12 protein-coding genes and 1 pseudogene are annotated in these 14,966 nt (G+C 72.2%); 3 read left to right on the top strand and 10 right to left on the bottom strand.

Annotated elements, in window-relative coordinates; genetic code table 11:
• Window positions 1-96: 96 nt before the first annotated feature.
• Window positions 97-1,689, top strand: a complete 1,593-nt coding sequence (locus GAS53_RS35780) for an alpha-amylase family glycosyl hydrolase (protein ID WP_151481935.1) — start codon at window positions 97-99, stop codon at window positions 1,687-1,689.
• Between the two features lie 4 nt (window positions 1,690-1,693).
• Here GAS53_RS35780 and GAS53_RS35775 read toward each other — a convergent pair whose 3' ends face one another.
• The 7 genes from GAS53_RS35775 to GAS53_RS35750 all read right to left on the bottom strand — a co-directional run bounded on the left by GAS53_RS35775 (window position 1,694) and on the right by GAS53_RS35750 (window position 8,320).
• Window positions 1,694-3,184 carry an MFS transporter gene (locus tag GAS53_RS35775; protein ID WP_225859291.1) on the bottom strand — a complete coding sequence of 497 codons (1,491 nt, stop codon included), beginning with the start codon at window positions 3,182-3,184 and terminating at the stop codon, window positions 1,694-1,696.
• 3 nt (window positions 3,185-3,187) lie between these two features.
• Complete coding sequence (locus tag GAS53_RS55485) at window positions 3,188-3,358, bottom strand: hypothetical protein (protein ID WP_192583431.1); 171 nt, start codon at window positions 3,356-3,358, stop codon at window positions 3,188-3,190.
• 49 nt (window positions 3,359-3,407) lie between these two features.
• Window positions 3,408-4,682, bottom strand: coding sequence for an RNA polymerase sigma factor (locus GAS53_RS35770; RefSeq protein ID WP_151481934.1), 1,275 nt, complete (start codon window positions 4,680-4,682; stop codon window positions 3,408-3,410).
• Window positions 4,679-5,020: a YciI family protein gene (locus GAS53_RS35765; RefSeq protein ID WP_151481933.1), complete on the bottom strand. Its 342-nt coding sequence runs from the start codon at window positions 5,018-5,020 to the stop codon at window positions 4,679-4,681. Before GAS53_RS35765 ends, GAS53_RS35770 begins: the two co-directional genes overlap by 4 nt.
• Window positions 5,017-5,772: an SgcJ/EcaC family oxidoreductase gene (locus tag GAS53_RS35760; protein ID WP_151481932.1), complete on the bottom strand. Its 756-nt coding sequence runs from the start codon at window positions 5,770-5,772 to the stop codon at window positions 5,017-5,019. The genes GAS53_RS35765 and GAS53_RS35760 overlap by 4 nt, the downstream gene beginning before the upstream one ends.
• Window positions 5,773-5,879: 107 nt before the next feature.
• Window positions 5,880-7,088 (bottom strand): cytochrome P450 family protein, encoded by a 1,209-nt coding sequence (locus tag GAS53_RS35755; protein ID WP_151481996.1) that lies wholly within the window; start codon window positions 7,086-7,088, stop codon window positions 5,880-5,882.
• Between the two features lie 44 nt (window positions 7,089-7,132).
• Window positions 7,133-8,320, bottom strand: a complete 1,188-nt coding sequence (locus GAS53_RS35750; protein ID WP_151481931.1) for a flavin-dependent monooxygenase — start codon at window positions 8,318-8,320, stop codon at window positions 7,133-7,135.
• Between the two features lie 394 nt (window positions 8,321-8,714).
• On the opposite strand from GAS53_RS35750, the gene rho reads away from it, so the two are divergent.
• Entirely contained in the window at window positions 8,715-9,860 is a 1,146-nt protein-coding gene (rho, locus tag GAS53_RS35745; protein ID WP_151481930.1) for a transcription termination factor Rho, read from the top strand.
• A 146-nt stretch (window positions 9,861-10,006) separates the two neighbouring features.
• Window positions 10,007-10,927 (top strand): annotated as a pseudogene (locus tag GAS53_RS56835) (D-alanyl-D-alanine carboxypeptidase family protein); the annotation flags it as partial.
• Between the two features lie 11 nt (window positions 10,928-10,938).
• Here GAS53_RS56835 and GAS53_RS35735 read toward each other — a convergent pair.
• From GAS53_RS35735 to GAS53_RS35725, 3 genes are all read right to left on the bottom strand, one after another.
• Entirely contained in the window at window positions 10,939-12,339 is a 1,401-nt protein-coding gene (locus GAS53_RS35735) for a glycosyltransferase 87 family protein (RefSeq protein WP_151481928.1), read from the bottom strand.
• Window positions 12,336-13,742: a polyprenol phosphomannose-dependent alpha 1,6 mannosyltransferase MptB gene (gene mptB, locus GAS53_RS35730; RefSeq protein WP_192583430.1), complete on the bottom strand. Its 1,407-nt coding sequence runs from the start codon at window positions 13,740-13,742 to the stop codon at window positions 12,336-12,338. The genes GAS53_RS35735 and mptB overlap by 4 nt, the downstream gene beginning before the upstream one ends.
• A gap of 134 nt (window positions 13,743-13,876) precedes the next feature.
• Window positions 13,877-14,809, bottom strand: coding sequence for a glutaminase (locus tag GAS53_RS35725; RefSeq protein ID WP_192583434.1), 933 nt, complete (start codon window positions 14,807-14,809; stop codon window positions 13,877-13,879).
• Between the last annotated feature and the right edge of the window lie 157 nt (window positions 14,810-14,966).

Here is a 14,966-nt window from a genome sequence, read left to right as displayed (position 1 = left end):
TCACCCTCGACAGTGCCGACGCCGGTCCCGCGGTCCGATGCCGGCGGTGCCGTCACGTGCCCGACGTTTCGCTCAGGGAAAGGCTGTACCTGCCCTATGACCTCCTTCCGTCCCGCACCCGCCTGGCTGGCCGACGCCGTGTTCTACCAGATCTACCCGCAGTCGTTCGCGGACTCGAACGGCGACGGGATCGGTGACTTCGACGGCATCGCCGAACACCTCGACCATCTGGCCTGGCTCGGGGTGAACGCGGTCTGGCTCAACCCGTGTTTCGCCTCGCCGTTCGGGGACGCCGGGTACGACGTCGCCGACTATCTGGCCGTGGCGCCGCGCTACGGCTCCAACGACGACCTGGCGAAGCTCGTCGACCACGCGGGCCGCAGCGGCATCCGCGTGCTGCTCGACCTGGTCGCCGGTCACACCTCCGACGAGCACCCGTGGTTCAAGGAGTCGGCGAACAATCCGGGCGACCACCGCTACATCTGGGCGCCGGAGGGCCCAGCGGGCCGCCCGGACGGCTTCGTGGCCTCGCCGGGAAGCCGTCCCGGCGCGTATCTGCCGAACTTCTTCGACTTCCAGCCCGCCCTCAACTTCGGCTACGCGCACGAGAATCCGGCCGAACCGTGGCGGCAGCCCGTGGACGCGGAGGGGCCGCGCGCCAACCGCGAGGCCCTTCGCACGATCATGGACCACTGGCTGCGCCTCGGCCTCGCGGGCTTCCGCGTCGACATGGCCTCGTCGCTCGTCAAGGACGACCCGGGCAAGGCCGAGACGAGCAAGCTCTGGACGGAACTGCGCCACTGGCTGGACCGTACGCATCCCGACGCGGTACTGCTCTCGGAGTGGGGCGAGCCCGAGGTCTCCGTCCCGGCGGGGTTCCACACCGACTTCTTCCTCCAGTTCGGCGGCCCCACCGACGGTCTCGCCCTGCGCTCGCTGTGGAGCAACGGCACGGGGACCGTCGATCTCGACTGGGATCCGCTGGACTGCTTCTTCGACCCGAGCGGCAGGGGCTCACCGCGCCCATTCCTGGAGGCCTGGCAGCAGGCCTCGGCCGCGCTGGGCGACAGCGGCTTCGTCTCCCTGCCCACCGCCAACCACGACTTCTCCCGCCTCAACTGCGGTCCCCGCACGGCCGAGCAGCTCCCGGCCGCCTTCGCCTTCCAGCTCACCTGGCCCACCCTCCCCGCCATCTACTACGGCGACGAGATCGGCATGCGCTACGTCCCGGACCTCCCCGACACCGAGGGCAGCGTGCTCGGCCCCCGCTACAACCGCGCGGGCTCCCGCACCCCCATGCAGTGGGACGACACCCCCAACGCCGGTTTCTCGACGTCCGACCACCCCTATCTCCCGGTCGACCCGGCCCCCGACCGGCCCACCGTCGCCGCCCAGCGCGCCGACGAGAGGTCCCTCCTCCATCTCGTACGCCGCCTCATCGCTCTCCGTACGACGACGCCGGAACTCGGCCCGGGCGGCTCGGTGGAGGTCCTGCACGCCGGGTACCCGTTCGTGTACGTACGCGGCGGGCGGTATCTCGTGGTCGTCAACCCCCAGCAGGGGCAGGCAAGTCACCCTCTCGGCGGCATCCGCCCCGGCCGAGCCCTGGAGGCGTCCGGCGTCGAGATCGACGGCGGCACGGTCACGGCTCAGGGGTTCGGTTACGGGATCTTCGAAGTAGACGGATAGGCGTTCACGAGCTCGCCGGGCGCGAGGGGGCGGCCCGCGTGGCGACGGTCTCGCGCGGCCCGCCCGGACCGTGCCCCGTCGGCCGTCGCAACCGGCCCAGCAGGACCACCGCGACGGCCATCCCGGCCACCGCGAGGATGACGCACGCGACGAACGCGGCCTGATACCCCTGCGTCAGCGCCGCGAGCCGGTCCGCGCCACTTGTGTACGACACCGCGACCGACGAGACGACGGCGACTCCGAAGGCACCCCCGATCTGGAAGGCCGCGGTGTTGATCCCGGAGGCCACCCCGGACTCCCGCTCCCCCACCCCGGTCAGCGCGGCGATGGAGCCCGCCACCGCACAGGCTCCGAGCCCCGGCCCGAAGACCAGCAGCCCGGGGAACAGATCGGGGACGAACCCGCCGTCCACCGGCACGCCGGCCAGCAGCAGACTGCCCACGCCGACCAGCGTGAGGCCGCCGACCGCGACCCGGCGCGGGCCGACGCGGGTGACCAGTGCCTGGCCGATGTACGAGCCGATGACGGCCGTCGCGGGCATCACGACGTTGTAGAGGCCGAAGCGCAGCGGCGAGTAGCCGAGCACGCCCTGCCCGTACTGGGAGACGGTGTACGACATCCCGAAGGCACAGCTGCCGAGCAGGAACACCACCACGTTCCCGCCGCTCACCGAACGCGCGCGCAGCAGCCGCGGCGGAACCAGGGGTGCCTTCGACCGTGCCTCGATACGCACGAACAGCAGAGCCAGCGCGGCGGCAGCGGCCAGCAGGCCGACCGTCTGCGCCGACAGCCATCCGGCACGCGGTGCCTCGACGACGGCGTACACGCAGGCGAGGAGCGCGGCGGTGATGGTCAGGGCGCCGGCCGGATCGTACGAGCGGGTGCGTGCCTCGGTGCGGCTCTCGCGCAGCAGCACCGGGCTCAGGGCGATCAGCACCAGCGCCACCGGCACGTTCAGGAAGAACACCCACTCCCAGCCGAGGACGTCGGTGAGCGGGCCGCCGATCAGCAGCGCCGCCGTGGCGCCGAAGCCGCCGCTGCCGGACCAGAGCGCGAGGGCCTTGTTGCGCTCGGAGCCTTCCTCGAAGGTGTTCAGCAGGATGGAAAGAGCGGTGGGTGCCATGACGGCGGCCGACACGCCCTGGACCGCGCGCGCCGCGACCAGCACGCCCGCCGTCCAGGCGAACCCGCACAGCAGCGACGACAGTCCGAACAGCAGGGTGCCGGTCATGAAGACGCGGCGGCGGCCCAGCAGATCGGCGATCCGGCCGCCGAGGAGCAGCAGCCCGCCGAAGCTGAGCAGGTAGGCGCTCATCACCCACTGGGCGCCGCCCGCGGTGAAACCCAGTCCGTCGGCGATGGACGGCAGCGCGAGGACGACGATCTGCGAGTCGAGGATCACCATGAACCCGGCCACGCAGAGCAGCGCGAGGGCGCGCCAGCGGCGCGGATCGGGGGTCGTGGCGGGCATCGCACCGGGCGTGGTGGCAGCCATGGCTCAGCCCCCCAGCCGGATGCCCGCGAGCCACACGTCCGGCCCGCCCGGGCTCTGGTCGAACGGAACCTCGGGCGCGTGCCGTGGCCGACGCCGCAGGCGCAGGCGCAGCACAGCGAGCCGCGGAACAGCGAGAATCTTCCTCGTACGGCGCGTGGGAACGATGGCGGTCATGGGAACCTCCCGTGTCGTATGGGTGCTTTCACCCCACCGACGAACCGCCTCACTCCGATCGACACTCCGCGAGACGCTTCTCCAGAAACTTCCGTTCGGCCTCGTTCTCCACCAGCTCCAGCGCCTGCCCGTATGCCTCGGCCGCCTCCCCCGTACGCCCCATGCGCCGCAGAAGGTCCGCACGGGTGGCGGGCAGCAGGTGGTAGCCCGCCAGATCGCCCGCCTCCTCCAGCTCCGCCACCAGGGCCAGTCCCGCCTCGGGGCTCTCGGCCATGCCGACGGCGACCGCGCGGTTCAGCCGCACCACGGCCGACGGCACGAAGCGCGCCAACTCCCCGTACAGGGCGGCGATATCGGCCCAGTCCGTGTCGTCGGGCGTGGCCGCGGTGGTGTGGCAGGCCGCGATGGCGGCCTGGATCTGGTAGGGCCCCGGCCGCCCCCGGCGCAGCGCGGTCTCCAGCAGCGCGGCACCCTCGTCGACCTCGGCCCGGTCCCACCGCGTACGGTCCTGGTCCTCCAGCGTGACCAGCTCCCCCGCGGCGTCCACGCGCGTGTTCCGCCGGGCGTCGTGCAGCAGCACAAGCGCGAGCAGGCCGAGCACCTCGGGCTCGTCGGGCATGAGCCGGGCCAGCACGCGGGCGAGCCGGATGGCCTCCTCGCAGAGGTTCGTACGCACCAGGTCGGCGCCGGACGAGGCGGCGTACCCCTCGTTGAAGAGGAGATACACCACGCCCAGCACCCCGGTCGTCCGCTCGGGCAGCAGGTGCGCGGGCGGCACCCGGTAGGGGATGCCGGCGTTGCGGATCTTCCTCTTGGCCCGCACGAGGCGTTGCGCCATCGTCGCCTCGGGGACGAGGAAGGCCCGGGCGATCTCGGGCGTGGTGAGCCCCGCGAGGGTACGCAGTGTCAGGGCGACGCGGGCCTCGATGGGCAGCGCGGGATGGCAGCAGGTGAAGATCAGCCTCAGCCGGTCGTCCGCCACTCCGCTGCCGCCCTCGAAGTCCGGATCGTTCGGGTCGTACGGTCCCTCGTTCCGCGCCAGCACCGCCACCTCCCGCAGTTTCGCCGCCCCCACGGCCTCCCGGCGCAGCACGTCCAGGGCGCGGTTGCGCGCGGTCGTGGTCAGCCAGGCGCCGGGGCGGCGTGGCACTCCGTCGCGCCGCCACCGGTCGAGGGCCTGGGCGAAGGCGTCCTGCGCGCATTCCTCGGCGAGGTCCCAGTCGCCGGTCACCCGGATCAGGGTGGCGACGACCTGGCCCCATTCCTCGCGGAAGGCGGCGGCGACGGCCCTCTCGACGTCACCCGCCCCTTCGCTGTCGTTCACTCCCAGACCGGCCGCACCTCCACCGAGCCGCCGCCCAGCGCCGCGGGGTGTCGCGAGGCAAGCGAGATGGCCTCGTCGAGATCGGCGACCTCGATGATGTCGAAGCCCGCGACGTACTCCTTGGACTCCACGAACGGCCCGTCGCTGAGCAGTACTTCGTCGCCCTGGACGCGCACGGTGGTGGCGTCGGTGGCGGGCCGCAGCCGCGCGCCGCCCTTCACCACGCCGCTGCCGCGCACCTCGTCGATGTACGAGGTGAAGCGGGGGTCGTCGGCGATCTCCTCGGGGCTGAGTTCTTGGCCACCGACGGGGGTGCAGATGAACATCACGTACTTCATGACCGGGCCTCCTCGGTTCCGGCGATTCCGGCGTCGAACGGGACCGACATGTGCTGGTGGACGATCCGCCACCGGTCGCCCGCGGCGCGGTAGCCGGTGGTCACCCGGACCGTGCTGTCCAGCGGTTCGCCGGTGGTGAGTGTGGCGCGCATCCGCACGAGGGCGTGGCTGAACGCGACGCTCTCGTCCACCTGCAGCCGGTATTCGAGGACCTCGCGGTCCACGGGCCCGGTCACGGTCGAGAACCACCACTCCTGGGCCTTCTGGAAGGCGTCGGTGCCGCGCTGCTCCAGACCGCTCATGGGGTGGAAGACCTCGGCGTCCGGCGCGTACAGGGCCGCCATCCGGTCGACGTCCCGCTCGCGCGTGGCGGCGGTGAGTTCCTCTTCGAGGCGGCGGATCTGCGTCTCGGCTTCCTCGGCCTCCTCGCGGTCCCAGAAGGCGCGCACCTCCATGGCTCCGATGGTCGCCACGGGATGCTTGGCGGCCACCTCGATGGCCTCCTCCATGGTGTCACACTCGATGATGTCGTATCCCGCGACGTACTCCTTGGTCTCCGCGAACGGCCCGTCGGTGCGCAGCACTTCGCCGCCGCGCACCCGTACGGTGACCGCCTCGGCGGGGAGGCGCAGCCGGTGGCCGTGCAGGCGTACGCCGCGCTGGGCGCCCTGCTCCTCGACCCAGGGTTCGACGGGTGCCATGCCGGAGGCGTCCGCGGTGTCGTCACCGCAGACCAGCAGCATGTATTTCATGTTTCCTCCCGGTGCTCATGAGGTCCGTGCACCCCACCGACGAACGGGCCCGCGCCGGATCGACACTTCCATACTGATCTCTTTCCCGGGCCGGGACTCGCCTGGGGTCAGACGCGTACGGGAAGGGCCCGCACGCTGTTGCCCACGAAGCTGCGGTACCGGGGCAGCTGTGCCTCGGGCACCGCGAGATCGAGGTCCGGGAAACGGGTGAACAGCCGCTCCAGAGCGATGGCGGCCTCCAGCCGGGCGAGCGGCGCTCCGAGGCAGTAGTGGGCGCCGTGCCCGAACGACAGATGCCGTACGGAGCCGGGCCGCCCGGGCCGGGTGACGTCGAACCGGTCGGCGTCCGGCCCGTGCGCGGCCCTGTCCCGTCCCGCCGCCGAGTAGCCGGCCAGCACCGGCGTGCCCTTGGGAATCACGGTGCCGTCGAGCGTCAGGTCGCGTACCGGGTAGCGGAGGGGAAAGTAGCTGACGGGGGCATCCCAGCGAAGCGTCTCCTCGACCACGTCCGGCCAGCCCGCCCTGCCCGTCCGCACGAGGGCCAGCTGGTTCCGGTGACCGCACAGCGCGCGGACCGCGTTGACGATGAGGTTCAGCGTGGTCTCGTGCCCGGCGATGATCATCAGCACCAGTGTGCCGATCAGCTCCTGCTGGCTGAGCCGGTCGCCGCCCTCGTCACGGGCGGCGATCAGCGCGCTCGTGAGGTCGTCGCCCGGCTGCGCGGCCCGGGCGGCGGCGATCGCGCTCAGCAGGGCCACCAGCTCCCGGTTGGCGGCGACGGCCTTCTCCGGGCCGATGTCCGTGGCCACCACCCGGTTGGACAGATGGTGCAGCTGGTCCCGGAACTCCGCGTCGACGCCGAGGAGTTCGCCGATGACCGCCATCGGCAGCGGCAGCGCGAAGTGCCGCCGCAGATCGGCGACGCCCTCGCCCTCAGCGGCCGCGCGGCCCAGGTCGTCGAGCAGCCCCGCCGTCAACTCCTCGATCCTGGGCCGCAGTTCCTCAATCCGCCGGGCGGTGAACGCCTTGCTCACCAGCGACCGCAGCCGACGGTGGTCGTCACCGTCGGCGGTGGTCATGCCCTGCACGGTGGCGAAGGTCATCAGCGGCCAGCCCTCGGCGATCCGCCCCTCGCGCAGGTCCGTGAAGTGCCGGGCTCCCTTGGCGACATCGGGATGCGCGAGGAACTCCTTCAACGCCTCGTGCCCCAGCACCGCCATGCCCTCCACCTCACCGGGCAGCACCACCTGCACGACGGCACCCCGCGCGAGCAGCCGCGCGTTGTCGGCGTGCGGGCAGCCGCCGGTGGAGGCCATGCGGTACGGCGTGCCGGGCGTGGTGTCCCGCGGATTCCCGGCGGTCACAGGAACGGGGTACCCGGGTCGACTCCCGACAGCACGCGGCCGTAGATCTCCAGGTTGGTGGCCGGGTTGACGAAGGAGTGCAGGCACAGGGCGTGGATGTCGCGGGCGATGCGCTGCATGGGCACCTCCTGCTGGAGGGAGGAGGCCCCGGCGGCGGAGGCGAGCAGATCGACGGCCTCCTTGCACAGGCGGGTCAGATAGCCGCTCTCGGCGCGGATCCTGGCCCGCTCCCGCGGGGTGTAGGGGGCGCCGTCGCGGGCCTTCGTCTCGATCTCGGAGGTCAGCCGGGCGGCCACCAGCTCGGCGCTGGAGATCCTCATCTCGGCCTCGGCCGCCTGTAAATGGGTGACGGTGGCCTCGTTCTGCCGCTCGTAGAAGGTGTACGTGATGCCACGCCGGTGGATGCGCTCGCCGAACTCCGCCATCGCCGCCCGCGCCAGGCCCAGCGCCACCGGTGCCGCCCAGGCGCAGAACAGCAGCAGCACCGGCATGCGGTAGAACGGGTCGTCCGCGTTGGCCTTCGACGGGAACCGGCCGGCGAGCATCGGCCCGACCGGCAGCACGCGGTGCGCCGGGACGGGAATGTCCCGGGCCACGACGGTGTTGCTGCCAGTACCGGCGAGACCCGTGACATGCCAGTCGTCCAGGATCTCCAGCTCGGACATCGGCACCGCGGCCCACAGCATCTCCGGCGGACCGTTCGCGGGCCGCCCGTCCGCGGGAGTGACCGCGGCCGTCAGCAGATGCCAGTCCGCGTGGTGGCAGCCGGTCGCGAAGGCCGAGGCGCCGTTCACCCGATAGCCGCCGTCGTACGGCACCGCCGTGGCGCCGGGGACCAGCGTGCCGCCGATCCTGGCGTCCGGGCCGCCCGGGCCGGTGAAGAAGTCGTCCTGCGCCTCGTCGGGGAAGAGCGCCGCGATGTACGAGACTCCCGCCTGACTCAGCGTCATCCACGCCGTCGAACCGCACTCGGCGGCGATCTCGGCGAAGGCGTCGACCTGGGTGCGCAGCGGAGTCTGGTAACCGCCGTAGCGCCGCGGGACGTTCATCCGGTGGATGCCGGTGCCGGTCAGCGCGGCGACGACCTCGTCCGGCACGCGCCGTCCACGCTCGGCGCGCAACGCGTTCTGCCTGATCAGGGGCCGTAGTTCCCTTACGCGTTCGACGATCCCGGCATCGACCATGCCGACCACCGTGACGTGCGGCCTCTTTCATGTCAACGCCACGGGATTCGGCCATCGCGGAAGGGAACAGGGCCCCCGCCGGAGGGAGGAGTGCTACAGTTCCATCAGCACTTGTGTACGCCCTCTTCCTGGGCGCCGGTGCCGAATCCCTCTCATCCAGCTGATCCACCCGGTCATCTCTCTGTTCTGACCGGCGTAGCAGCTTCTCCGCACCACCTCTCCTCGTACGACACGTACGACTCGTGCGGCCCCGGGCGTTCCCGTCCGCCGTACGCAGCGCGCGAGAGGTGATGTCTCCGCCGTGCCGGGGCGTGACGACCATGCCGCCCCTTCTTCGGCCTCTCCCTCATCCCCCATGACCCCATGAACCCGTCCGCGAAAGGACACACCCACCATGACCACCACACTCGAACGCCCGGCCGGCCCCCTCACACAGGAGCAGGCCGCGACCGGTGTACTCGACATCGCCTCGAACGGGCAGGGCCACCTGCGCGCCGCGAGCCTGCTTCCCGGACCCGCCGACCTTCAGGTCTCCCCCGCGCTCATCCGCCGGTACGGCCTGCGCAAGGGCGATCTCGTCGAAGGCGTACGCGGCCGGCAGCGCGCCCTCACCGAGGTCGAGCGGATCAACGGCCGCCCGGCCCAAGAGCTGCGCGGCCGCCCGCACTTCCGTGACCTGACCCCGCTGCACCCGCGTGAGCGGCTGCGGCTCGAACACCCGGCGGGCGGTCTGACCACCCGCGTCATCGATCTCGTCGCGCCGATCGGCAAGGGCCAGCGCGGCCTGATCGTCGCCCCGCCCAAGACCGGCAAGACGGTACTGCTCCAGCAGCTGGCCGCCGCCATCGCCGGCAACCACCCCGAGTGCCATCTGATGGTGGTGCTCCTCGACGAACGGCCCGAGGAGGTGACCGACATGCGCCGTTCCGTACGCGGAGAGGTGCTCGCGTCCACCTTCGATCAGGCTCCGAAGCAGCACATCGCGCTTGCCGAGCTTGCCGTGGAGCGCGCCAAGCGGCGCGTCGAAGCGGGCCAGGACGTCGTGATCCTCCTCGACTCGCTCACCCGGCTGTGCCGGGCCCACAACAACGTGGCCGCCGCCGGTGGCCGCACCCTCAGCGGCGGCGTCGACGCCGCCGCGCTCCAGGGGCCCAAGCGGTTCTTCGGCGCCGCGCGACTCGCCGAGGAAGGCGGTTCGCTCACCATCCTCGCCACGGCCCTGGTGGAGACCGGCTCCCGCGCCGACGACTACTACTTCGAGGAACTCAAGAGCACCGGCAACATGGAGCTCCGCCTTGACCGCACGCTCGCGTCCCGGCGTACCTACCCGGCCGTCGACATCACCCCGTCCGGCACCCGTCGCGAGGAACTCCTCATCCCTGCAAGCGAGTTGACGGCCGTACGAGGCCTGCGCCGCGCCCTGCACTCCCGCGGCGACGCCCAGGCCGGCCTGGAAACCCTGCTGGACAAACTGCGCCAGACCCCGAACAACGCAACGTTCCTGCGCCAGGTCCATTCGACGGTGCCCGGCGGGCAGTAGGCCTTGGCGCGCCGCGCCCGCGGACGGGCCGAGAGCGGGCCTGGGTCTCGGGCCGGCCAAGAGGCCGCTGCGGCATCCGGGTGTTCGATGCCTCCTCCCGGCCCGGGCACCCCCGCTCGCGACCTGCGCGTTCCTACGTTTGCGGTATGACTATCGGATTCTCTTCCCGCGTGGCCGTCTCCTGCTCAGCCGTCTGTGTCGTCGGAGCGCTGGCCCTTGCGCCGGGGCCGGCGACGGCCCTCGGCGGAGCGGACGCGAGCGACGTCCGTTCCCGCGCCGACGCAGGCACCGCGCACGCCGGGCCCAAGCCGGACCCGGCGGCCCCGCGGCCCTCGACGCTGTATCGGCCCGGGACGCAGGTACGACCGCGGGCCGGGGCGCCCAAGGTGCCGCGGGACGTCTCCGCCCGGTCATGGCTGGTCGCCGACGCCGGTACCGGCGAGGTGCTGGCGGCACGCAACGCGCACCTCAAGCTGCCGCCCGCCAGCACACTGAAGACCCTCTTCGCGGTGACCGTGCTGCCGGTCCTGCCCGCGGCGGTCCGGCACACGGTCACTGAGGAGGAACTGGCGGGCGTCGGCCCCGGCAGCAGCCTCGTCGGCGTCGCCGCCGGGCGTACCTACCGCGCGTCGGACCTGTGGCGGGGTGTCTTCCTGAACTCCGGCAACGACGCCGTGCGCGTGCTGGCCGCGATGAACGGCGGCTGGCGCAACACGGCCGCCCAGATGCAGGCCAAGGCCCAGACCCTGGGCGCCCGCGACACGCGGGTCGTCTCACCCGACGGCTACGACACGCCCGGCCAGGTGTCGTCCGCGTACGACCTGGCGGTCTTCGGGCGGGCCGGGCTGCGCAACGAGGACTTCGCGCGGTACGCCGCCACCGTCCACGCGAGGTTCCCGGCCGACAGATGGTCGTACGACATCCACAACACCAACCGGCTGCTGACCGGGGCCGACGGGGTCGAGTCCTATCGGGGGCTCGTCGGCATCAAGAACGGTTACACCTCTCGGGCAGGCCACACCCTCGTCGCCGCCGCGCACCGGGGCGGGCGCACCCTCGTCGTCACCGTGATGAACCCTCAGGAGGGAGGCGGCTTCGCCGTGTACGAGGAGGCGCGCTCGCTGCTCGACTGGGGTTTCGAGGCCGCCGGGCGTGTCGAACCGGTGGGATCGCTCCTGCCGCCGCGCCCTGTGGAGCAGGCGGGCCCGGTGGCGCTGCCCGCGGCCGCGACGGACGGCGACGGCTCCGGCGACTGGCTGGCGGAGGCGGGCACGCTCGCCGGCGCCGCCGGCCTGGGCGCGGGCGTCGTGTCACTGGCGCTCCGTCTCCACGGCGGGCGGTTCGCGCGCGGCTGACCGACGGGCAGCCCGAGCAGCAGGCCGAGGGTGATCCACACATACGCGCTGCCGCCGACGAAGCCGTCGATGCCCGACGCGTCGTCGAACCACAGCCACACCACACTGCTGCACAGCAGTACGTACAGGACTCCCGCGAGCCACAGCAGCCGCCTGCGCCGGAGCCCCGCCTCGACCAGGATCGCGAACGACGGCAGCAGCCAGACGAGATGGTGCACCCAGGTGATCGGGCTGATCAGACAGGCGGCGAGCCCGGTGAGGGCGAAGGCGCCGAGGACGTCGTCCGTGGCGAGAGCCCGGCGCACGCGCCACGCCCACACACCGAGGACGACCAGCGCCGCCAACGCCCAGGCGGCGCGGCTCGGTTCGGCGGGGTCGGCGAGCCGGGCCAGTACCCCTTGCAGCGACTGATTGGAGACGTAGTCGAGGCGGCCGATACGGGTCGTGTCCCAGACGGCCTCGGTCCAGTAGAAGCGGGAGGCGTCCGGCGCGGCCCAGGCCGCGAGGGCGGTGCCGGCCGCGGCGACGGCCGTCGCGGTTCCGGCGGCGCGCGGGCGTCTGGCGAGCAGCAGCAGGACGATGAAGATCGCGGGGGTGAGTTTGATCGCGGCGGCCAGGCCGATCCCGACACCCGCCCAGCGCTCACGGCCGGTCGACAGCAGCCAGGCGTCGCCGAGCACGAGAGCCAGCAGCAGGAGATTGACCTGGCCGAAACTGAAGGTGTCGCGGACCGGTTCGAAGAGGGCGAGCATGCAGACGGTCACCGCGATGCCGAACCAGCCGCACTCGCGCAGCCTGCGCCCGGCCACCACGTGCAGGACGAACGCCGTCGCCGCCAGGTTGAGCAGCAGGGTCACGGTGATCGCGGCGTGCAGCCCGAGCAGCGCCATCGGCAGCATGCTGACGGCCGCGAACGGCGGATACGTGAAGCCGTACGTCGTCCCCGGCACCCGGTAGTCGTAGACGCTGCCGCCGTGGTGGATCCAGGAGTCGACGGCGCCGTGGTAGACGCGCAGGTCGAAGAAGTCCCGCAGCAGCGGCACGGTCGCGGTGAAGACGGTCACGGCGAGGGCGAGGGCGAGCACGAACAGCAGCCGCCCGCGGTCGGTGCGCGGCAGCCTCATGCCGTCCTCTCCAGCGCAGGCGCGGTCGTCGTCTGGTGGGCCTGCCAGAGCACGACCAGCGCGAGCATTCCGCCGGACACCGCCAGGGCAAGCTGCTCGGCGTCGGGCGGGCCGCCGCTGGGCAGTACGCCGAGGGCGAGTATCCCGGTCACGGCGGCGACCCGGTGGCGTACGGAGGTGCTGGGCGCGGCCGCGGCGATGAGGAACAGTCCCCACAGCGCGTACCAGGGGCGGATGGCCGGGCCGAGGACGGCCACCGCGGCCAGGCTGAGGCCCAGCGCGTAGACGGGGCTGAGGCGCGGGCGGCGCAGCCATATGGCGAGTATGGCGACGGCCGTGGCCGCGAGGCCGAGGGCGTGCCAGGCGGGCAGGGCGAAGGGCGCGAGATCGCTGCCCAGGCCCCGCAGCAAGTCGCCCGTGGCCCGGCCCAGGACGCTCGTCAGTGACCAGTTGTGCGGGGACACGGGCGTCTTCAGCGCGCCGATCCACCCATATCCCGTACCGGCGGCGGCCGTTGCCGCGACGGTGGTGGCGAGGGCGGCGGCCGTGGTCGTCACGGTGGCCTTCAACACCCCCCGCCCCGCTCGTACTTGAAGGGCCACGACGGCCGCGAGGCCGAGTACGGCAGGGGCCTTCACGAGGGCGGCGAACGTCACGAGGACAGCACCCAGCACGGGCCATCGGCCGAGCGCGGCCACCAGCCCCGCGCCCAGCAGACCGAGCATGATGGCGTCGTTGTGCGCTCCGGCGACGAGGTGCAGCAGCACGAGCGGATTGAGCGCGCCGAGCCACAGCGCGGCGGCCGGGTCGGCGCCGCTGTGCCGGGCCAGCCTCGGCAGCGCGGCCGCCATCAGTGCCACGCCGAGCAGCGCGACGACCCGCATCCCGAACAGCCCGGCGGGCACCTCGCCCCGCGTCAGACCGGACAGCGCGGAGGCGACGGCTAGGAAGACAGGACCGTACGGTGTCGCGGTCCGCCGCCACACCGGCGCCACCTCGTCCGCGAGCGGACCGCCGAGGATCGCCGGCCCGTGCGTGTAGACGTCGATGTGCGCGTCGACCATCGCGCCCTGCGCCAGATAGCTGTAGACGTCCCGGCTGAACAGGGGCGGCGCGAGCAGCAACGGCGCGGCCCACACGGCGAGTACGACCAGCAGTGCTCGCGGACTCGGCGGCTCGGGCCCTCGGATCACCCGCCCCAGCAGGGCCCAGGCGGCGATGAGCAGCACCACTCCGAAGTACACGCCGACCAGCCCGAGCGCCGCCCGTCCGGACGCGAGGGCCGGCAACTCCCGTACGGGCAGGGCTCCGGCCGTCTCACCTCCCAGCGCGAGGACGACCGAGCCCGCGAGCCCGAGCAGCTGACAGCGACGCAGATCGACGGAGAAACCCTTGGCCAACACTCGGTCAGCGTGTCAACGCGGGGTGGCCGGAAAGCGACGCGCCTCTCTCTCCGCGGCAGCCGCAGTATGTCTGCCGTCTTACCGGACGGCATCCGTCACTTCGGGGTCCGGTCGAGGCGCCCCTGGAACCGCCCCTAGAACACGGAGACGCCCGTGAGGGTCGTGAAGCGGTCCAGGGCCGCGACCCCCGCCACCGAGTTGCCCCGCTCGTCCAGGCCGGGGCTCCAGACGCAGAGCGTGCAGCGGCCGGGGACGACGGCGATGATGCCGCCGCCGACGCCGCTCTTGCCGGGCAGGCCCACGCGGTAGGCGAAGTCGCCGGCCGCGTCGTACGTGCCGCAGGTGAGCATGATCGCGTTGATCTGTTTTGCCTGGCTCTGGGTCAGCAGGCGGGTGCCGTCGGCGCGGATGCCGTGGCGGGCGAGGAAGCCGGTGGCGAGGGCGAGGTCGGCGCAGGAGGCCTCGATGGAGCACTGGTGGAAGTACTGGTCGAGGAGGACCGGGACCGGGTTGTCGATGTTCCCGTACGACGCCATGAAGTGGCCCAGCGCGGCGTTGCGGTCGCCTCGGGTGGACTCGGAGACGGCGACGTCTTTGTTGATGGCGAGCCGCTCGTTGCCGCTCTCCGCGCGCAGGAAGTCGACGAGGGTGCCCGCCGCGTCGCCTGTGTGGGTGTGGAGCCGGTCGGTCACGACGAGGGCGCCCGCGTTGATGAACGGGTTGCGCGGGATGCCGTTCTCGTACTCCAGCTGCACGAGCGAGTTGAATGGGTTGCCGGAGGGTTCGCGGCCGACGTGTTCCCACAGTTCGTCGCCCTCGTTTGCCAGGTCGAGGGCGAGGGTGAAGACCTTGGTGATGGACTGCGTCGAGAACGGCTGCCGCCAGTCGCCGACGCCGTACACCGTGCCGTCCAGCTCCGCGACGGCCATGCCGAACCGGTGCGGGTCGCATGCCGCGAGCGCCGGGATGTAGTCGGCGGGCCGACCACGTCCGGGGGTGTTCTCGATCTCGTCGGCGATGCGCTGCAGGACGGGCTGGAAGGTCAAGGGCGAACTCATGATCACCATTGTGTCGTCGAGGACGGTACGTGGACGCGCCATGGAGTGGGTGGCGGAGGTGTGCGGGCGGGTGCGGATTGTCGTGGGCTGGTCGCGCAGTTCCCCGCGCCCCTAAAGACAGGCCGCCTGTTCACCCCGGGTGACAAAGGCGCCCCCTCAGGGGCGC

This window comes from Streptomyces albicerus, from assembly GCF_008905045.1.
Lineage (GTDB): Bacteria > Actinomycetota > Actinomycetes > Streptomycetales > Streptomycetaceae > Streptomyces > Streptomyces albicerus.
Note: the sequence above shows the minus strand (reverse complement) of the source record. Positions and strands in the feature narration are given on the sequence as shown.